Source organism: Paracoccus sp. NSM, assembly GCF_052379855.1.
GTDB lineage: Bacteria > Pseudomonadota > Alphaproteobacteria > Rhodobacterales > Rhodobacteraceae > Paracoccus.
On the sequence record NZ_JBQTCG010000007.1, the window covers coordinates 26894 to 45041 of the forward strand.

Annotated in this window: 17 protein-coding genes and 1 tRNA gene; 8 read left to right on the forward strand and 10 right to left on the reverse strand. The window is 69.0% G+C overall.

Features of this window, described 5'->3' with window-relative positions; genetic code table 11:
* Nucleotides 1-12: 12 nt before the first annotated feature.
* The 3 genes from recJ to ACTZWU_RS11500 form a co-directional block, all read right to left on the reverse strand.
* A complete protein-coding gene (recJ, locus tag ACTZWU_RS11490; protein ID WP_444737502.1) occupies nucleotides 13-1761 on the reverse strand; it encodes a single-stranded-DNA-specific exonuclease RecJ in 1749 nt (582 codons plus the stop codon).
* 70 nt (nucleotides 1762-1831) lie between these two features.
* Nucleotides 1832-2797 carry a class II fructose-bisphosphatase gene (gene glpX / locus ACTZWU_RS11495; RefSeq protein ID WP_444737503.1) on the reverse strand — a complete coding sequence of 322 codons (966 nt, stop codon included), beginning with the start codon at nucleotides 2795-2797 and terminating at the stop codon, nucleotides 1832-1834.
* Nucleotides 2798-2879: 82 nt separating this feature from the next.
* On the reverse strand, nucleotides 2880-3134 hold the full coding sequence (locus ACTZWU_RS11500) for a BolA family protein (protein WP_444737504.1): 255 nt from the start codon (nucleotides 3132-3134) through the stop codon (nucleotides 2880-2882).
* Nucleotides 3135-3203: 69 nt separating this feature from the next.
* Between ACTZWU_RS11500 and ACTZWU_RS11505 the strand changes: the two genes are divergently transcribed.
* A complete protein-coding gene (locus ACTZWU_RS11505) occupies nucleotides 3204-3833 on the forward strand; it encodes a DnaJ domain-containing protein (RefSeq protein WP_444737505.1) in 630 nt (209 codons plus the stop codon).
* Between the two features lie 46 nt (nucleotides 3834-3879).
* Here the strand turns inward: ACTZWU_RS11505 and lnt are convergent, their stop codons facing one another.
* Nucleotides 3880-5463: an apolipoprotein N-acyltransferase gene (gene lnt / locus ACTZWU_RS11510; protein WP_444737506.1), complete on the reverse strand. Its 1584-nt coding sequence runs from the start codon at nucleotides 5461-5463 to the stop codon at nucleotides 3880-3882.
* Nucleotides 5463-7607 carry a DEAD/DEAH box helicase gene (locus tag ACTZWU_RS11515; protein ID WP_444737507.1) on the reverse strand — a complete coding sequence of 715 codons (2145 nt, stop codon included), beginning with the start codon at nucleotides 7605-7607 and terminating at the stop codon, nucleotides 5463-5465. The genes lnt and ACTZWU_RS11515 overlap by 1 nt, the downstream gene beginning before the upstream one ends.
* A 257-nt stretch (nucleotides 7608-7864) precedes the next feature.
* Here ACTZWU_RS11515 and argS point away from each other — a divergent pair, with 257 nt between their 5' ends.
* The 7 genes from argS (at nucleotide 7865) to ACTZWU_RS11550 (ending at nucleotide 14746) form a co-directional block, all read left to right on the forward strand.
* Entirely contained in the window at nucleotides 7865-9607 is a 1743-nt protein-coding gene (gene argS, locus ACTZWU_RS11520; protein WP_444737508.1) for an arginine--tRNA ligase, read from the forward strand.
* 66 nt (nucleotides 9608-9673) lie between these two features.
* On the forward strand, nucleotides 9674-10807 hold the full coding sequence (locus ACTZWU_RS11525) for an SPOR domain-containing protein (protein ID WP_444737509.1): 1134 nt from the start codon (nucleotides 9674-9676) through the stop codon (nucleotides 10805-10807).
* A gap of 1 nt (nucleotide 10808) precedes the next feature.
* Nucleotides 10809-11798: a glycoside hydrolase family 3 N-terminal domain-containing protein gene (locus tag ACTZWU_RS11530; RefSeq protein ID WP_444737510.1), complete on the forward strand. Its 990-nt coding sequence runs from the start codon at nucleotides 10809-10811 to the stop codon at nucleotides 11796-11798.
* A 52-nt stretch (nucleotides 11799-11850) separates the two neighbouring features.
* Nucleotides 11851-12699, forward strand: coding sequence for a segregation and condensation protein A (locus ACTZWU_RS11535; RefSeq protein WP_444737511.1), 849 nt, complete (start codon nucleotides 11851-11853; stop codon nucleotides 12697-12699).
* A complete protein-coding gene (gene scpB, locus ACTZWU_RS11540) occupies nucleotides 12683-13381 on the forward strand; it encodes an SMC-Scp complex subunit ScpB (RefSeq protein WP_444737512.1) in 699 nt (232 codons plus the stop codon). Before ACTZWU_RS11535 ends, scpB begins: the two co-directional genes overlap by 17 nt.
* Entirely contained in the window at nucleotides 13378-13599 is a 222-nt protein-coding gene (locus ACTZWU_RS11545; RefSeq protein ID WP_444737513.1) for a hypothetical protein, read from the forward strand. The genes scpB and ACTZWU_RS11545 overlap by 4 nt, the downstream gene beginning before the upstream one ends.
* 40 nt (nucleotides 13600-13639) lie before the next feature.
* Nucleotides 13640-14746, forward strand: a complete 1107-nt coding sequence (locus tag ACTZWU_RS11550) for a THUMP domain-containing class I SAM-dependent RNA methyltransferase (RefSeq protein WP_444737514.1) — start codon at nucleotides 13640-13642, stop codon at nucleotides 14744-14746.
* Here ACTZWU_RS11550 and ACTZWU_RS11555 read toward each other — a convergent pair.
* The 5 genes from ACTZWU_RS11555 to dctP all read right to left on the reverse strand — a co-directional run bounded on the left by ACTZWU_RS11555 (nucleotide 14743) and on the right by dctP (nucleotide 18133).
* On the reverse strand, nucleotides 14743-15813 hold the full coding sequence (locus ACTZWU_RS11555; RefSeq protein WP_444737515.1) for a 2'-deoxycytidine 5'-triphosphate deaminase: 1071 nt from the start codon (nucleotides 15811-15813) through the stop codon (nucleotides 14743-14745). The genes ACTZWU_RS11550 and ACTZWU_RS11555 overlap by 4 nt on opposite strands.
* Before the next feature lie 87 nt (nucleotides 15814-15900).
* Nucleotides 15901-15978 (reverse strand) — tRNA-Pro (locus ACTZWU_RS11560).
* A 77-nt stretch (nucleotides 15979-16055) separates the two neighbouring features.
* On the reverse strand, nucleotides 16056-16619 hold the full coding sequence (locus ACTZWU_RS11565; RefSeq protein ID WP_444737516.1) for a MerR family transcriptional regulator: 564 nt from the start codon (nucleotides 16617-16619) through the stop codon (nucleotides 16056-16058).
* 10 nt (nucleotides 16620-16629) lie between these two features.
* Entirely contained in the window at nucleotides 16630-16938 is a 309-nt protein-coding gene (ihfA, locus tag ACTZWU_RS11570) for an integration host factor subunit alpha (protein WP_444737517.1), read from the reverse strand.
* Nucleotides 16939-17047: 109 nt separating this feature from the next.
* A complete protein-coding gene (gene dctP, locus ACTZWU_RS11575) occupies nucleotides 17048-18133 on the reverse strand; it encodes a TRAP transporter substrate-binding protein DctP (protein WP_444737518.1) in 1086 nt (361 codons plus the stop codon).
* Nucleotides 18134-18148: the final 15 nt, after the last annotated feature.

Consider the following 18148-nt stretch of genomic DNA (forward strand, 5'->3'; position numbering starts at 1 on the left):
CCCGCAGCCGCGTCAAAGGTTGCCCACCGGCGCGGCATCGTCCAGCCGCAGCCGCAGTCTTTCGCGCCCGCCCCAGGTGGACAATTCCAGCTTGCCCGCCAGATGAAAGCGCCGGCCCTTGGCGCCGATCAGGCCCGGACCAAGCGGGCCGTCCATCGCGCCCCAGGCCACGGCCTCCAGCGGCGGGCTGCCGGGGCTGCGGAATTGGAGGCGCAGATGCCGGTCGCCCATCGTGGCGGCGCTGTCGATCAGCTGATCGGCCAGCGCGAAACGCGGCGCCGGGGCGGCCTGCCCGAAGGGGCCTGCATCCTCGAGCATCCGGAACATCTCGATCGTGGCGCCCGATGGCTCCAGCAGGCCCGAGATCCGCAGATCGCCCGCCCCCGTGCGCCCGGCCAGATCGCGGGCGATCAGGTCGGCCAAGCGCTCCATCGCGGGGGCGATCATCGGCTCGGCCACGGTCAGCCCTGCGGCCATCATGTGCCCGCCGCCCTTCAGCAACAGCCCCTCGCGCGCCAGCCGCTGGATCGCGCGGCCCAGATCGACGCCGGGAACCGAACGCGCACTGCCCTTGCCGATCCCGCCCTCGACCCCGATCACGACCGAGGGCAGGTCGGTTGCCTCTTTCACCCGCGCGGCGACGATGCCCACCACGCCGGGATGCCAGCCGGGACCGGCGGCCCAGGACAGGCGCGCCTCGGCCCGCGCCTCGACCTGCGCGATGGCCTCTTGCCGGACGGCGGCCTCGATCGCGCGGCGGTCGCGGTTCAGCTCGTCCAGTTGCCGGGCCAGTTCGCCCGCATCGCGCGGATCGCGGCAGGACAGGCACAAAGCGCCCAGATCGGCGCGCCCGACGCGACCCCCGGCATTGATGCGCGGCCCCAGCAGAAAGCCCAGATGAAACGCGCTCGGCGCGCCGTCCAGCCGCGCGATATCCGACAGCGCGACCAGCCCCGCCCGCTGGCGCCGCGCCATCACGGCCAGACCCTGCCGCACGAAGGCGCGGTTCACGCCGACCAGCGGCGCCACATCCGCCACCGTCGCCAGAGCGACCAGATCCAGCATCGCCATCAGATCGGGCTCGCGCAGGCCCCGCGCGCGCAGGACGCGTCCCGCCTGCACCAGCGTCAGGAACACCACCCCCGCGGCGCAGAGATGGCCAAGCGCGCCATCCTCGTCCATGCGGTTCGGGTTCACCACGGCCAGGGCGGGGGGCAGGGTCTCGCCACCCAGATGGTGGTCCAGCACGACAACATCACAGCCCGTCGCGGCCGCCAGCGCGTCATGGGATAGCGTCCCGCAATCGACGCAGACGATCAGGTCATTCGCCTCTGCCAGCTTGGCCATGGCGGGGGCGTTGGGGCCATAGCCCTCGTCGATCCGGTCCGGCACATAGAGGCTGGCCTGCCGCCCCAGCTGGTGCAGCCAGTCCAGCAGCAATGCGGCCGATGACCCGCCATCCACATCGTAATCCGCGAAGATCGCGATCCGCTGACCCGACACGGCCGCCTCGACCAGCCGCTCGGCCGCCGCCGCCATGTCGCGCAGGGTCAGCGGGTCGGGCAGCAGATCGCGCAGCTTCGGCGCCAGGAAACCCGGCGCCTCCTCGGGCGCGACGGCCCGCTCGGCCAGAACCCGCGCCACCGGCAAGGGCAGGCCCGCCTGCTGCGCCAGACCCTCGGCCCGGCGCTCCAGCGCCGCCTCGGGGCCGATCCAACGCCGCCCGGTCAACGAACTCTCGATGCCCAGAAACGCCGTCATGCTTCTTCTTCACTCAAATATCCCGGGGGGAGTCCCCGGAACGGGGACGGGGGGCAGAGCCCCCCATACCTCACTTCACCGGGTTGCGATAGGTCATCCGCCGCACCGATCCGGTCTTGGACCGCATCAGGATCGTCTCGGTCGTCAGATAGCCCGGCTCGCGCTTGACGCCCGCCACGATCGAGCCGTTGGTGACGCCCGTCGCCGCAAAGATCACATCCGCCGTCACCAGCTCGTCGCGGCTGTAGATCCGGTCCAGCTCGGTTATGCCGGCCTTGCGGGCGCGGCCCTTCTCGTCCTCGTTGCGGAACAGGAGGCGGCCCCACATCTGCCCGCCCATGCATTTCAGTGCGGCAGCGGCCAGAACGCCCTCGGGGGCGCCGCCCGAACCCATATACATGTCGATGCCGGTCAGCTCGGCCTCGGCGCAGTGGATCACGCCCGCCACGTCGCCATCGGTGATCAGGCGGATCGCGGCGCCGGTTTCGCGGACCTCGGCGATCATGTCCTCGTGGCGCGGACGTTCGAGGATGCAGACGGTGATGTCGCTGTCCTCGCAGCCGCGCGCGCGGGCCAGGGCGCGCACGCGTTCGGCCGGGCTCATGTCCAGGCTGACCACATCGACCGGATAGCCCGGACCCACGGCCAGCTTGTCCATATACACGTCGGGCGCGTGCAGCAGCGTGCCGCGCGGGGCCATGGCGATCACGGTCAGCGCGTTCGGCATGTCCTTGGCGGTCAGGGTCGTGCCTTCCAGCGGGTCGAGGGCGATGTCCACCTCGGGGCCTTCGCCGGTGCCGACCTCTTCGCCGATATACAACATCGGCGCCTCGTCACGCTCGCCCTCGCCGATCACGACGACGCCCTTGATGTCCAGCTTGTTCAGCTGGTCGCGCATCGCGTTCACGGCGGCCTGGTCGGCGGCCTTCTCGTCGCCGCGACCGATCAGCCGGGCCGAGGCATGGGCGGCGGCTTCGCTGACACGGGCCAGGCCCAGAGACAGCATGCGATCGTTGAAATCCTTCGGCGCGGTCATGTCCCTCGTCCCTCTCTCCTTGGGTTCACGGCGGGTTTTAGGAGGGGTGGAGGCCAGCGGCAAGCCTGCGCGCGCTAACGGCTCAGCTTTCCGCCAGTTCCAGCGCAAGCGCATGGATGCGCGGCACGATGTCGCCCAAGGTAGCATGGACAAGGCGGTGCCGCTGGATCCGGCTGAGGCCCGCAAGGCGCGGGCTGGCCATGCGGATGCGGAAATGCGTCTGCCCTCCCTCGCGGAAACCGGCATGGCCGCGATGGCTTTCGCTTTCGTCCGTGACCTCCAGCAGGGTCGGTTCCAGCGCCGAAAGCCGCGCGATCATTTCCGTGGCGATTGTCATCCATCAAGCCCTTTCATGTCCCGCCAAATAGCCTAAACTGCCGCCTCCGAGTCGCAAAGGTGCCCTGACATGAGCAAGAACGACCCGTTCGGTTTCGATATTTCGGCCGCCAAGGACAAGAAGCGCAAGGCCAAGGGTCGGCGCGGGATGTCGGGTGCCTTCGAAACCTCGACCCGGATCTGCGAGCGCGAGGGTTGCGACGAGCCGGGCCAGTATCGGGCGCCCAAGAATCCGCGAAACCTCGACGATTACTTCTGGTTCTGCAAAGAACATGTCCGCGAATACAACGCGAACTGGAATTACTTTCAGGGCCAGTCCGAAGAGGAATTCCAGCAATTCATCGACAATGCGACCGTGTGGGAACGTCCGACCAAGCCCTTTGGCCGCGCGGCGCAGGAACAGAAATGGGCGCGTCACGGCGTCAGCGATCCGTTGGAGATTCTGGGCGCGAACGGCACCGCCCCCGAAGCCCGCGCACAGGTCGCCGCCCGCAAGCTGCCCCCGACCGAGCGCCGCGCGCTGGACATCCTGGAAGCCAAGGATACCTGGACCCGCGCCGAAATCCGCAAGCAGTACAAGTCGCTGGTCAAGGACCTGCATCCCGACATGAATGGCGGCGACCGGTCTGACGAGGATCGTCTGTCCGAGGTCGTCTGGGCCTGGGATCAGATCAAGGACAGCCGCTACATCCGCGACTGAGGTGCATTGCCCCGGTCGAGGCTGGGGGCTGCCGCCCCCGTCGGTTTCACCGACTCCCCCGCGGATATTTTCGTGAAGAAGAAGGGCGGCGCCTGAGCGAGGCGCCGAGGGCCAGTGCGATCAATGCCAGCATGGGCGCGTCGCCCCAAGCCAGCCAGCGGGTCGGCGGCAGCGCGCCGGGCAGGGGGGCGTCGATCCTGCCGTCCGTGTTCAGGGGCAGGCTGGCGCGGATATGGCCGCGTGCGTCGATCACCGCGCTGACACCGGTATTGGCGGCGCGGATCATCGGCAGGCCGGTCTCGATGCTGCGCAGCCGTGCCTGCGAGAGGTGCTGGTAGGGGCCCGAGATCGTGCCGAACCAGGCGTCGTTGGTTGCCTGCAGCAGCCAGCCGGGGCGGGTGTCCAGCGCGCGCAGGTGCCGGGGAAAGATCGCCTCGTAACAGATCAGCGGCTGGAAGTCGGGGGCGCCGGGCGCGGTCATGAGCATCGGACCGGGGCCGGCCGAATAGCCGAAGCCCTGCTGCGCGGCGAAGGCGCTGATGCCAAGGCGCGCCATCTGATCGCCCCAGGGGATGTATTCGCCGAAGGGGACGAGGTGGAACTTGTCGTAGATTTCGCTCACCGCGCCGCCCGGCCGGATTGTGGCGAGGCTGTTGTAGAAGCGCGTCCCCTCGCGGCGCTGGATGCCCATGATGAGGGGGGCTGCGGCGGCTTCGGACATGACGGGCAGGACCTCGCCCGCCTGATCCAGCAGGAAGTTCACGGCCGTTTCGGGCCAGATGACCAGATCGCGGGGGCCGGGTTCGGCTGACAGGTCCAGCAGACGGCGGAAGAAGATGCCCGACCAGTCGGGGTCCCATTTCAGGGCCTGCGTGGCGTTGGGCTGGACGATGCGCAGGATCGTCGGCTCGTCGGGCGGCAGGGGCTGCGCTAGGCGGGCGTGGCCTGCGGCCCAGCTGCCCGCGATCAGCGCCGCGGCCAGCGCCGTGCCGGGCGCGAAGCCCGCCAGCCTTGGCCGCGTCGGGCGCCAGAGGATCGTGGGCAGGCAGGCGACCGCAAGCGTCAGGACCGACAGGCCGAGCGCGCCGAAGGTGGCTGCCATCTGCGCGGTGGGCGTGCCGATCCAGACATGGCCGGTCAACGCCCAGGGAAAGCCGGTCAGGATCCAGCCGCGCAGCCAGTCCGACAGCGCCAGCGCCGCCGCCATGGCCAGCGCGCGGCGTCGCCAATCGGCGGTCAGCCTTGCCGCCGCCCAGACCGGGATCGCCCAGAACAGCCCGCCGCCAAGCGCCATCAGGATCAGCGCGAAGGGGGCCATCCAGCCGTGGATCTGGGGCTGGACCAGAAACGGCTCGACGATCCAGAAAAGGCCGAGCGCGAACCAGCCCATGCCGGCCGCCAGGGCGTGCCAGAAGGCGGTGGCGGGACGGGCGCGGGCCAGCCGCCACAGGATCAGCGCCAGCGCGCCGATCGTCGCACCCCAGATGCCGAAGGGCGCAAGCCCAAGCGCGGCGATGGCCCCCAGGGCCAGGTCGGGCAGAAGCTGCCTGAAAGGAGGTCGGCCCCGGCGGTGAAGCCGGGGCGGATGCAGGGCCGACGCCCGTGCGGCCCGGCTTGTGGGGCGGGCCATCACGCCTCGGCGTTGCCCGCCTCTGCGGGGGCGCTGTCGGTCGCGGCCTCGGCCTTGGCGGCCGGTTTGCGGCGGCTGCGCGGCTTCGGCGCGGGTTTCTCGGCCGTATCCTGCGGTTCGGCAGGGACCTCGGACGCGGTAGCCGCCTTTTTGCGCGAACGGGGGGCTGGCTTCTTGGCCTCGGTCCCTTCTGCGGCTTCGGGTTCGGGCTTGGCCTTGCGGCTGCGCGAGGCTTTGGGCTTGGCCTCTGTCGCTTCGCCGGCGTCCGGGGACTCGGCCTTCTTGCGGCGGCTCCGGGGCTTGGCCGGGGTTGCTTCGGGCTGGGTCTCCGGCGGCGTGGCGACCGCTTCGGGAGCCTCTGCCACGGGCGCTTCGGTCACGGGAGTCTCGGTCACGGGAGCCTCGGTCACGGGAGCCTCTGCCACAGGGGCTTCGGCCTCGGCCACGGGCTGCGCCTCGGCCGGGGCCTCCGCCTGCTTGTCCTGCGCGTTGCGGCCGCGCGAGCGACTGCGCGAACGGCGCGACGAGGTTTTCTCGGCAGGCTTATCTGCGGGCTGTTCGGGGCGGGCGGCCTCGACGGTCTCGGTCACTTCGACCTTGCTGTCGGTGCTGTCCTCGGTGCTGTCGCTCATGGTCGCGCTGGTGCGAAGCTCGACCAGCATGAAGTTCGGCACATGGTCGCCCATGCCGACGATCCGCGGGCCGCGATCCTGTCCGCCCGAGCGGGGGCGGCGGTCATCGCGCCTGTCGTCACGGCGTTCATCACGGCGGCCTTCGCGCCTGTCATCACGGCGTTCCTCGCGCGGCTGCTGCTGGGCGGCGCGTTCGGCGGGCGCCTCGGGGGCGGGCTCGGCGCGGGGGGCGGGCTTGGCCGCGGCCTCAGGCGCGGCCTCGTCACGGCCTCTGCCGCTGCGGCGACGGCGCGAGCGGCTGCCGCCGGCGCGGTCCTCGCGCTCGGCCTCGCGGGATTCGGGACGTTCGGCCGAGGCGCTGAAGCCCTCGGGAAGGGGGGCGCGGGGCAGGGTCTTCTTCACGAGGCTCTCGATCGCGGTCAGGTATTTCTCGTCCGAGGGGGTGGCAATGCTGATCGCGGTGCCAAGACGCCCGGCGCGGCCCGTGCGGCCGATGCGGTGGACGTAATCCTCGGCGTGGCTGGGAAGATCGTAGTTGAAGACATGGCTGACGGCGGGGATGTCGAGACCCCGCGCAGCTACGTCCGAGGCGATCAGCAGCCGCAGCTTGCCGTCGCGGAACGATTCCAGCGTGCGGGTGCGCTGGCTCTGGTCCAGATCGCCGTGGATGGGCGCCGCGTCATAGCCGTGCTTGGCCAGCGACTTGGACAGGATGTCCACATCCGTCTTGCGATTGCAGAAGATGATCGCGTTGGTCAGGCCCTCGCCCTCGGCGTCGATCAGGCCGCGCAGAAGATCGCGCTTCTGCTTGGCGGCCATGTCGCGGCGGGTGGGGGTCAGTTCGATCAGGCGCTGCGTGATGGTTTCGCTGGTCGTGGCTTGGCGCGCGACCTCGATCCGTTCGGGCGAATGCAGGAAGGTGTTGGTGATGCGCTCGATCTCGGGCGCCATCGTGGCGCTGAAGAACAGAGTCTGGCGGGTGAAGGGCGTCAGCTGGAAGATGCGCTCGATATCGGGGATGAAGCCCATGTCCAGCATCCGGTCGGCCTCGTCCACGACCATGATCTGCACGCCGGTCAGCAAGAGCTTGCCGCGTTCGAAATGGTCCAGCAGGCGGCCCGGCGTGGCGATCAGCACATCGACGCCGCGGTCGATCAGCTTGTCCTGTTCGCCGAAGCTGACGCCGCCGATCAGCAGCGCCTTGGTCAGGCGGGTGTGCTTGGCATAGACGTCGAAATTCTCGGCCACCTGGGCGGCCAGTTCGCGCGTCGGGCACAGGACCAGCGAACGCGGCATACGCGCCCGCGCCCGGCCACGGCCCAGCAGCGTGATCATCGGCAGCGTGAAGCTGGCGGTCTTGCCGGTCCCGGTCTGCGCGATCCCCAGAACGTCGCGGCCCTCCAATGCGGGCGGGATGGCGCCCTGCTGGATGGGGGTCGGCGTCTCATAGCCTGCCTCGGCGATGGCCTGCAGAACCTTGGGGTCGAGTTTCAGATCGGAGAATTTGGTCATTCGGGGCTTTCTCTGCTGTCGCGCGCCTTTGGCGCTGCGTTCCCTGCTGCGCGTCCGAACGACGCCTGGCAGCGGTAAAAGGGACGCAAGATCGGACGCCCCGCCTTTGCCCGCCGGATGCGGGTCAGGTGGCCTTAGACCAAGCGGGGCCTCGCGTCAAGAATCGTGCGGGTTTTGCGGCGCTGCGGATTGCCGCAAGGTTGACCTTTCGGCCTTGGCGTCGTTTAGGTGACGGTCGGAACCAGCCGGGGACACCGATGAACCTGTTCAACGACATCCGCGCCGTCGTCATCGAGGCGCTGACCAAAATGGCCGAGGCGGGCGAGCTGCCCCAGGGGCTGGACCTGTCCAATGTCGCGGTCGAGCCGCCGCGCGATCCGGCGCATGGCGACATGGCGACGAATGCCGCGATGGTGCTGGCCAAGCCCGCCGGGATGAAGCCGCGCGACATCGCCGACCGGCTGGCCGCGCGCCTGACCGATCCGCGCATCGCCGCGGCCGAGGTCGCGGGGCCGGGCTTTCTGAACCTGCGCCTGGCGCCCGCGATCTGGCACGACGTCGTGCGCGCCGCGCTGAAGGCTGGTGTCGATTTCGGCCGCTCGGACATGGGGGCGGGGTCCCGGGTCAACGTCGAATTCGTCAGCGCGAACCCGACCGGCCCGATGCATGTGGGCCATGTGCGCGGCGCGGTATTCGGCGACGCGCTGGCGCGGCTTCTGGCCTTTTCCGGCCATGACGTGACGCGCGAATACTACATCAACGACGGCGGCGCGCAGGTCGATGTTCTGGCGCGCTCGGCCTACGAGCGTTACCGCGAGGCGAACGGGCTTGAGCCCGAGATCCGCGAGGGGCTTTATCCCGGCGACTACCTGATCCCGGTCGGCGAGGCGCTCAAGGAGAAATACGGCGACAGCCTGCTGGACCGCCCCGAGGATGAGTGGCTGGCCGAGATCCGCGATTTCGCGACCGAACGCATGATGGGAATGATCCGCGAGGATCTGGCCCTGTTGGGCGTGCAGATGGATGTCTATTCCAGCGAAAAAGCGCTTTACGGCACGGGCCGGATCGAGGCCGCGATCGAGCGGCTGCAATCGCAGGGCCTGATCTATCGCGGCGTGCTGGAACCCCCCAAGGGCAAGCTGCCCGAGGATTGGGAGGCGCGCGAGCAGCTTTTGTTCAAATCCACCGCTCATGGCGACGACGTTGACCGGCCGATCCAGAAATCGGACGGGGCCTGGACGTATTTCGCGCCCGATATCGCCTATCACTGGGACAAGATCGACCGTGGCTTCGACCAGCTGATCGACGTGTTCGGCGCCGATCATGGCGGCTACGTCAAGCGGATGAACGCGGCGGTCAAGGCGCTGTCGAACGGCCGCGTGCCGCTGGACATCAAGCTGGTGCAGCTGGTCAAGCTGTTCAAGAACGGCGAGCCGTTCAAGATGTCCAAGCGCGCCGGAACCTTCGTCACCCTGCGCGACGTGGTGGAAGAGGCGGGCGCCGACGTCACGCGCTTCATCATGCTGACGCGCAAGAACGACGCGGCGCTGGATTTCGACTTTGCCAAGGTGCTGGAACAGTCCAAGGACAACCCGGTCTGGTATGTCCAATACGCCAATGCGCGGGTGAATTCGGTCCTGCGCCGGGCGCGCGAGGCGGGAATCGCGGTGGACGATTCGACGCTGGCCGCCGCCGATCTGAGCACTTTGGCCCATCCGGCCGAGTTGGCGCTGGCCGCGAAACTGGCCGAATGGCCGCGTCTGGTCGAACATGCCGCCCGCGCGCATGAACCGCATCGGGTCGCGTTCTTCCTCTATGACATCGCGTCCGACCTGCATTCGCTGTGGAATCGCGGCAATGACGAGACCGCCTTGCGCTTCGTGCAAGAGGGCGACGCAGCAACGACCCAAGGAAAAATCGCGCTGGTACGAGCCGTTGGCGTTGTTATTTCAAGCGGTCTGGGTATTCTTGGCGTCACTCCGATGGACGAGATGCGCTGACCAACAGCCACGGCCCGGGGTGCGAGCAGGCAGAGTGAAACCGGATCAACCGGCGGGCAGGCAGATATGGCAGTGATGGATTTCCGCGAAGGCGGCTATGTTTTCTCGCGTCACAAGGTGAAGCGGGAATTCGCATATGATCAGGCCGCTCCGGGCCAGCGTCCGGGGCAGGAACCGGGACAGGGCGGCCTGCCTCAGGGCGACGGCCTGCCCGCGCGGCTGGCCCGTGTCACGCATTACATGGGTGCGGTGGCCTCGGTCGGGCTGATGGTCGGGCTGATGGCCTGGGGCTGGCAGCTTGTGTCGCGCGACGTGTCGGGCGTGCCGATCATCCGCGCCATCGAGGGCGAGGCCCGCACCGCCCCCGAGGAACCGGGCGGCCGCCTGACGCCCCATACCGGGCTTGCGGTGAACAGCGTGGCCGGGGGCGAGGCGCCGGCGCCCACCCAGCAGGTGGCCATCGCGCCCGCGCCGGTCGATCTGGCGCCCGACGATCTGCCGATGGGCGCGCTTGGCGCGACCGCGCGCGAGCCCTCGCACCAGACCGAGACGCCGCTGACCTTCTCGGGTGAACCGATCGTGCCGCTGTCGGATGCCGAAGCGCGCGCCCTGGCCGAAGCCGAGGCCGCTGCCGCCGCCGAACGCGCCCTGGCCGATCAGGCCGTGGCTGACGCGCCGATCCTTGACGCGCCCGCCAGCGAAGGCCCCGTGACCGGCGTCGTCACCGACGAGACCGGCGCCCCCGCCCAGGCGACCGCCATCACCGCAGCCCTGGCCATGGCCCAAGCCGAGGCCAATCCCGGCATTCTCGTGGCCAGCCCCCGTCCGGCGCCGCGCCCCCGCGTGACGCGCGTGGCCGCATCGGCACCCGCCGCAGCCCCGGCCGCCGCACCCGCGCCGTCGGAGGCGCAGCCCGCCCCCGCCCCCGCTCCTGTGCAGGCCGCCAGCAGCGCCAGCGGGCCGGTCGTGCAGGTCGGTGCCTTCGACAGCAACGCCATCGCCCAGGGCGAATGGTCGCGTCTGGCGGGTCGCCACGGATCGCTGTTCTCGGGCAAGTCGCCCGTGATCCAGCAGCATCAGGCCAATGGCCGCACCTTCTGGCGGCTGCGCGTCGCGGGCTTCGGCGGCATCAGCGAGGCGCGGCAGTTCTGCTCGGCCCTGCAATCGGCCGGCACCGATTGTCTGGCCATCGGCCAGTAACGTGGCCCATAACGCGACGATTCTGGGCGGCATCGCCGGTCCCGTTCTGGGGCCCGACGAGGCCGCCTTTTTCCGCGAGGCAGACCCTTGGGGCTTCATCCTCTTTGGCCGCAATGTCGAAACGCCCGACCAGCTGCGCCGCCTGACGGGCGATCTGCGCGACGCGGTGGGCCGCGATTGCGTCATCACCGTCGATCAGGAGGGCGGGCGCGTCCAACGCCTGCGCGCCCCGCACTGGACCGAATGGCCCACGCCGCTGGCGCAAGCGGCGGCGGGGCCGCGCGCGATGTGGCTGCGCTATCACCTGATCGGGCAGGAATTGCGCGCGGTGGGCATCGATTCGAACTGCGCGCCCACGCTGGACGTGGCGCAGGATGCGACGCACCCCTTCCTGCGCGACCGCTGCCTTGGCTCTGATCCCGCGCGGATCGCGGAACTGGGCCGTGCGGCGGCAGAGGGGATGCTGGCGGCAGGGGTTCTGCCCGTGGTCAAGCACATGCCCGGCCATGGCCGGGCGCAGGCCGACAGCCATCACGCCCTGCCCGAGGTCGCGGCGGATCTGGATGCGCTCGACGCGCTGGATTTCGCGCCCTTCCGCGCGCTGGCCGACCTGCCGATGGGCATGACCGCCCATATCCGCTTTGCCGCGCTGGACCCCGCGCCGGCCACGCAATCGGCCCGCATGATCGCGCTGATCCGTGACCGGATCGGGTTCGACGGGCTGCTGATGACCGACGACATCACCATGAACGCCCTGCCGGGGACGCATGCCGAACGCGCCGCTTCCTCGATCGCGGCGGGCTGCGATCTGGTGCTGCATTGCAACGGCGACATCGCGCAGATGACGCCTGTTGTCGCCGCTGCGGGCGCGATGAGCATGGACGCGATCCGCCGCGCGAATGCCGCGCTGGCCCTGCGCCGCGCGCCCGAGGCCGCCGATCTGCCCGCCCTGCATGCCGAATGGCGCGCGCTGACCCAAGCCGTGGCTTGACAGCGCGGCGTCCGGGCCGGACCCTGTGGCGCCCGTGATCCCGAAGGACCAGATGCCCGCCAAGGTTCCCTATCTGCGCCCGGTCGATGACCCGCCCGCCCAGGCCGGGCTGGACCTGCCCGCGCCTGATGCCGCCAGCATCGCCCAACGCCGCGCCGAAGAGGCGCTGATCGTCGATGTCGATGGCTATGAAGGCCCGCTGGACCTGCTGCTGACGCTGGCGCGCACGCAAAAGGTGGACCTGATGAAGATCAGCGTCCTGAACCTGGCCGAACAATACCTGACCTTTGTCGAAGAGGCCCGCGCGCTGCGGATCGAACTGGCCGCCGATTATCTGGTCATGGCCGCCTGGCTGGCCTTTCTGAAATCGCGGCTGCTGCTGCCGCCCGATCCGCAGGCCGAAGGCCCCTCGGCCGAGGATATGGCCGCGCATCTGGCCTTTCAGCTGGAACGGCTGGATGCGATGCGGCAGGCGGCGGCGCAGCTGATGGCGCGCGACCGGCTGGGGATTTCCCGCTTCGGACGCGGCGCGCCCGATGCGGTGATCCGCACGCGGCGCACGGAATGGCAGGCCAGCCTGATCGATCTGATGCGCGCCTATGCCCGGCTGAAGACGCGCGACGAATTCCGCCCCTTCGCCTTTGACCGCACCGATGTGTTCACGATGGAACAGGCGCTGGACCGGCTGCGCGGCCTGATCGGCTTTGCGGGGGACTGGACCGATCTGTCGGTCTTTCTGCCCGATGGCTGGTCCGACGACCCCGCCCGCCGCCGCAGCGCGACGGCCGCGACCTTTGCCGCCTCGCTTGAGCTTGCGCGCCAGGGCCGGCTGGAGATACGGCAGGCCGAGACCTTCGCGCCCATTTCCTATCGCCAGAGACAAGATGACGACCGCGCCTGACCCCTCGACCGATTTCCCGCCGCCTCCGCTGGACCAGCAGGAACGCATGGTCGAGGCGATCCTGTTCGCCGCGACCGCGCCGCTGAGCCTGCGCGATCTGGCCGACCGGATGCCCGTGGGCTGCGACCCGGCCGAGGCCGTGGCCGCGTTGCGCCGCCGCTATCAGGGCCGCGGCGTGACGGTCGAACAGGTGGGGCAGGGCTATGCCTTTCGCACGGCGGCGGACCTGTCCTTCCTGATGCAGACGGAAACGGTCGAAAGCCGCCGCCTGTCGCGCGCCGCCATCGAGACGCTGGCCATCATCGCCTATCACCAGCCCGTCACCCGCACCGAGATCGAGGAGATCCGCGGCGTTGCCGTCAGCCGTGGCACGCTGGACCAGCTGATCGAGATGGAATGGGTCCGCATGGGCCGCCGCCGCATGACGCCGGGCCGCCCCGCCACCTTTGTCGTGACCGAGGCGTTTCTGGACCATTTCGGCCTCGAATCTCCGCGCGATCTGCCGGGTCTGGCCGAATTGCGAGCAGCGGGCCTGCTGGAATCGCGCCCCCCCGGCGAAGGGCTGGGCCTGCCTCTTGCGTCAGAGGACGCGGATGACGATATTGCCCCTGTGGCGCCCGGCGACCTGTTCGAGGATGACCACGACCCTGCCGCCTGGCCCGCCAAAGAGGATCAGCCATGAACATGAACCAGATCATCAACATGTTCACCCGCCTCGTGATGCGGCGCGCGATGAACTGGGGCATCAACAAGGGCATGGATCAGCTGTCGCGCGGCAAGGGGCAACCTACCGGCCAGCCCGGCGAGCAGCCCGAGGGCCAGCCGCGCCCGCGTAACGACAAGCAGACCCGCGACATGGCCAAGAAGATGCGGACGCTCGGCCGCATGACGCGGCGCTAGGGCCGTTCCCTTTCCTGCGCGCCCGCGCTAGGGCTGCGGGATGGAACAGCAGAAATTCGACATCTTTCTGGTCGCCACACCCGGCCTCGAAGCGCCCTTGGCCGCCGAGGCGGCCTCTTTGGGCTGGGCCCCCGTGATCCAGCCCGGCGGCGTGACGATCAGCGGCGGATGGCCCGATGTCTGGCGCGCGAACCTGTGGCTGCGGGGCGCGACGCGCGTTCTGGCACGGGTGGGCGGCTTTCGCGCCATGCATCTGGCGCAGCTGGACAAGCGGGCGCACAAGTTTCCCTGGGCCTCGATCCTGCGGGCCGATCTGCCGGTGAAGGTGGAAACCACCTGCCGCGCCTCGCGCATCTATCACGCGGGGGCGGCGACGCAGCGCATCGCGCGGGCGATCACGGACACGCTTGGCGTGACCATTGCCGATGATGCGCCGGTGACGCTGAAGGCCCGGATCGAGGATGATCTGGTCACGTTCAGCGTCGATACGACCGGCGAATCGCTGCACAAGCGCGGCCACAAGCAGGCCGTCGCCAAGGCCCCGCTGCGCGAGACGATGGCCGCCATGTTCCTCAGCGAGATGGGTTACGACGGCAGCCAGCCGGTGCTTGACCCGATGTGCGGCTCCGGCACCTTCCCGATAGAGGCCGCCGAGATCGCGCTTGGCCTTGCCCCCGGACGCAGCCGCGACTTTGCCTTTCAGCAGCTTGCCAGCTTCGATCCCGCCGCATGGGTCGCGCTGCGCCAGCCGCCCGCCTTGCGCGCCGTGCCGGTGCAGTTCTTCGGCAGCGACCGCGATCCGGGCGCCATCCGCATGAGCATCGCCAATGCCGAACGCGCCGGCGTCGATGCGGTGACGCGCTTTGCCGTTTCCGCCGTGACCGAGCTTGAGGCCCCCGATTGCGCGCCCGGCCTGATCATGCTGAACCCGCCTTACGGGACGCGGATCGGCAACAAGGGTCCACTCTTCGGCCTACATGCTCAGATGGGCGAGCGTTTTCGCAGCCATTTCCCGGGCTGGCGCGTCGGCATGGTCACGACCGAGGCCGGTCTGGCCCGCGCTACCGGCCTGCCCTGGCAGGAACCCGGACCCATCGTCGCGCATGGCGGGCTGAAGGTGCGGCTGTGGCGGACGGGGCCGCTTTAGCGGAACTGCTTGGCCAGTTTCAGGCCCTGCCCCTGATAATTCGAGGCGATGTCCTGCCCGTAAAGCCGCTCGGGCCGGGCGCGCATCCGTTCATAGACCAGACGCCCCACGACCTGCCCGTGTTCCAGCACAAAGGGCGCCTCGTGGCAGCGCACCTCCAGCACGCCGCGCGCGCCCGCGCCCTGCGTGCCGATGCCGAATCCCGGATCGAAAAAGCCCGCGTAATGGACGCGGAACTCGCCCACCATGGCCAGATAGGGGGCCATCTCGGCGGCGTAATCGGCGGGGATCGCCACCGATTCGCGGCTGACCAGAATGTAGAAGGCGCCGGGATCGAGGATCAGCCGCCCCTCGGTCGAACGCAGCTCGTCCCAGAAATCGCGCGCGTCATAGGCTCCGATCCGGTCCAGATCGATCACCCCACTATGAGGGCGCGCGCGGTAGCCAACCAGATCGCCCGATGCGGGGCGCAGATCGACCGAAAACCCCAGGCCCTGGTCGATCAGCGCGGGCGCGCCGCCGACCAGAGGCGTCGCCTCGTGCAGCGCGGTCAGCGCGGCGTCGTCCAGCACGGCCTGACCCGCGCGCAGCCGCAGCTGGTTCAGGCGCATCCCCGGACGCACCAGCACGGAAAAGCTGCGCGGGCAGATCTCGGCATAGAGGGGGCCGTCATAGCCCTCGGGCAGGCGGTCGAATTCGGTCCCGTCATCGGTGACAAGCCGCGTCAGCAGGTCCAGCCGCCCGGTCGATGACTTGGCATTGGCCACCGCCGTCATGCCGCGCGGCAGGCGCACCCGCTCCATCAGCGGGATCAGATAGACGCAGCCGCGTTCAAGCACCGCGCCCTGCGACAGGTCCATCTGGTGCATCCGGAAATCGGCCAGCCTGTCGGCCACGCGCCGCCCCTTGCCCGCCAGAAAGCTGGCGCGCAGGCGATAGGCCGTGGTGCCAAGGCGCAGGTCAAGGCTGGCGGGCTGGATCTGTTCGGGGATCACCGGCAGGTCGGCGGAAATCTGGCCCGAGGCGATCAGGGCGCGGATGTCGAAATCGGGCAGCACGCCGTTCATGCCATGACCTTTGCAAGCAGGGGCCGGGAAAGCAGGGGCCGGAAAAGGGAAACGCCCATCCCCGGCAGGGAATGGGCGTTTTCGGAATGGTCGGGCCGGCGAGATTCGAACTCGCGGCCTTCCGCCCCCCAGACGGACGCGCTAACCAGGCTGCGCCACGGCCCGACGCGCATCGTATAGAGCGGATTCAAGGGGCTGCACAAGGGCCGCAATGCGGAAATCGTCACCAAATCGCAAAAGCCTCAGCGGGGCCGGGCAGGGACCAGCCCCAACCGCCCGGCAAGGGCCAGCGCCGCGCCCAGCCGCGCCTCGGGCGGGCCGGGCCGGGCCAGCGCGCGATGCAGCGCGACAAGGCAGGTCAGCCATTCGCCCTGCGGCAGCGAAGGCGTCACGGGCGCCGGATCGGCCGCCGCCAGCCCGTCGAAAAGCGGCAGCGAGGGTTCGGCACGGCTATCGCTTTTGCGCGGCATGGGCATCGCCTCGGGCTGGGGGTCGGGCGTGACTTCAACGGGATCTTCGGTCGCGGCGCCCAGATGGGCCAGCCCGCGCTGGCGCACGGCCTCGCCCCGGTCGGCGGCGATCAGCTTGCGCGCGCCGCGAATCGTCAGCCCGTCATCGCGCAGAAGCACGCGCAGCCCGGCGGCCAGGCGCACGTCGTCGGGCCGGTAATAGCGCCGCCCGTCGGGGCGCTTCATCGGCTTCAACTGCGTGAATTGCGTTTCCCAATAGCGCAGCACATGGGGCGGAACACCGATCAGGCTGGCGACCTCTCCGATCGACCTGAATGCGTCATCGCCCTTTTGCATGGCCCCGCTGTCAGCCCTTGCGCTTGTTGCCGGCGGCAACGCGGTCCTTCATCAGATGCGAGGGCCGAAACGACAGCACGCGGCGCGGCGTGATCGGCACCTCTTCGCCGGTCTTGGGATTGCGGCCGATCCGCTCGTTCTTGTCGCGCACCGAAAAGGTGCCGAAGGACGAGATCTTGACCTGCTGCCCGTCCACAAGCGCGTCCGAGATATGGTTCAGCACACTTTCGACCAGCTGCGCGGATTCGTGCCGCGACAGTCCCACATCGCGAAACACCGCTTCGGCAAGATCCATGCGGGTGAGTGTCTTGTCGCCCATGCTCGTTCCCCAATCGTCGTGGCAAAGGATGGGCCTGTTTGCCCCGACTGTCAACGGATCGGGCGGGGATATCGTTCCCCGCCCGATACTTGCATGATGAAAAGGGCGATCAGCCGGCGCAGGCTTCGATCGCGGCCAGGTCGGGGCCGTCCGGCGTGCGGCCCAGGTTGAACGGCGCCGAGGCATCCCGCCAGGTCGCGTAATCCTGCAGATACGAGATCATGCTGACATAGACCTTGGCCGAATCGGGGTTCTCGCAGGCGACCTGCTGGATCGTCTCGTTCGCCATGTCCTGAATGCGGGCCAGGGTCTCGTCGTCCAGACGATTGATCTCGATCCCCGCCTCCTCGAACTGGCGATAGGCCTCGTTGGCGCGGCGCTCGGTGAAGGACAGCGACCACAGCAGCGTGGCATCGGCTGCGATCTTCAGGCGGTCCTGCGTGGCCTCGTCCAGCGCGTCCCAGGCATCCTTGTTGATCATCACCCCGAAGACCGAGGCCGACTGGTGCCAGCCCGGCGTGGACCAGTAGCTGGTCACCTGATGGAAGCCGCCCGAAAAGTCCACGTTCGGCGTCGAGAACTCGGCCCCGTCGATCACGCCGCGTTCCAGCGACTGATAGATCTCGCCCCCGGCCATGCTGACCTGGCTGCCGCCCAGTTTCTCGAGCAGACGGCCCTGTTCCAGACCCGACAGGCGCAGGCGCAGGCCCTGCAGGTCCTCGGTCGTGCGGATCGGCTGGCTGACGGTGCGGAAGCCCGATTCGTTGTTGGTCACGCCATAGGGCAGATAAACCATGCCGAACTGGCCGTAGATCTCGTTATAGAGATCCGCGCCGCCCCATTCCTTGATCCAGTTGACGTAATCGACCGCGTTGAACAGGCTGGCGGTCGTGGCCAGAGGCGAAAACGCGCTGTTGCGGCCCGCCCAATAGCCCGGCCAGTCGGCGCCGGCCTGGATTGTGCCGGACTCGACCGCGCCGAAGACCTCGCCCGCCGGGACAAGGCTGCCGCCTTCGTAGAAGTCGATGGTCAGCGTGTCGCTGTCCACCAGTTTGCCGACCATCTCGACCCAGTATTTGTCGATCTCGATCAGCTCCAGGCTCGAAGGCCAGGTCGAGGTCATGGTCCATGTCGTCGCCATCGCGGGCGTGGCCAGTGTCAGCGCCAGAGCGGCGGTGGACAGCAATTTGGTCATGTTTCAGAGCCTCCT

What these genes read in the sequence shown, in the direction of transcription:
- ACTZWU_RS11555 (WP_444737515.1), bottom strand. Translation starts at nt 15,813, where the DNA reads ATGAACGGCGTGCTGCCCGATTTCGACATCCGCGCCCTGATCGCCTCG.
- lnt (WP_444737506.1), bottom strand. Translation starts at nt 5,463, where the DNA reads ATGGCCCGCCCCACAAGCCGGGCCGCACGGGCGTCGGCCCTGCATCCG.
- dctP (WP_444737518.1), bottom strand. Translation starts at nt 18,133, where the DNA reads ATGACCAAATTGCTGTCCACCGCCGCTCTGGCGCTGACACTGGCCACG.
- ACTZWU_RS11550 (WP_444737514.1), top strand. Translation starts at nt 13,640, where the DNA reads ATGGAACAGCAGAAATTCGACATCTTTCTGGTCGCCACACCCGGCCTC.
- ACTZWU_RS11565 (WP_444737516.1), bottom strand. Translation starts at nt 16,619, where the DNA reads ATGCAAAAGGGCGATGACGCATTCAGGTCGATCGGAGAGGTCGCCAGC.
- ihfA (WP_444737517.1), bottom strand. Translation starts at nt 16,938, where the DNA reads ATGGGCGACAAGACACTCACCCGCATGGATCTTGCCGAAGCGGTGTTT.
- scpB (WP_444737512.1), top strand. Translation starts at nt 12,683, where the DNA reads ATGACGACCGCGCCTGACCCCTCGACCGATTTCCCGCCGCCTCCGCTG.
- ACTZWU_RS11535 (WP_444737511.1), top strand. Translation starts at nt 11,851, where the DNA reads ATGCCCGCCAAGGTTCCCTATCTGCGCCCGGTCGATGACCCGCCCGCC.
- ACTZWU_RS11525 (WP_444737509.1), top strand. Translation starts at nt 9,674, where the DNA reads ATGGCAGTGATGGATTTCCGCGAAGGCGGCTATGTTTTCTCGCGTCAC.
- ACTZWU_RS11545 (WP_444737513.1), top strand. Translation starts at nt 13,378, where the DNA reads ATGAACATGAACCAGATCATCAACATGTTCACCCGCCTCGTGATGCGG.
- ACTZWU_RS11500 (WP_444737504.1), bottom strand. Translation starts at nt 3,134, where the DNA reads ATGACAATCGCCACGGAAATGATCGCGCGGCTTTCGGCGCTGGAACCG.
- ACTZWU_RS11505 (WP_444737505.1), top strand. Translation starts at nt 3,204, where the DNA reads ATGAGCAAGAACGACCCGTTCGGTTTCGATATTTCGGCCGCCAAGGAC.
- argS (WP_444737508.1), top strand. Translation starts at nt 7,865, where the DNA reads ATGAACCTGTTCAACGACATCCGCGCCGTCGTCATCGAGGCGCTGACC.
- glpX (WP_444737503.1), bottom strand. Translation starts at nt 2,797, where the DNA reads ATGACCGCGCCGAAGGATTTCAACGATCGCATGCTGTCTCTGGGCCTG.
- ACTZWU_RS11515 (WP_444737507.1), bottom strand. Translation starts at nt 7,607, where the DNA reads ATGACCAAATTCTCCGATCTGAAACTCGACCCCAAGGTTCTGCAGGCC.
- recJ (WP_444737502.1), bottom strand. Translation starts at nt 1,761, where the DNA reads ATGACGGCGTTTCTGGGCATCGAGAGTTCGTTGACCGGGCGGCGTTGG.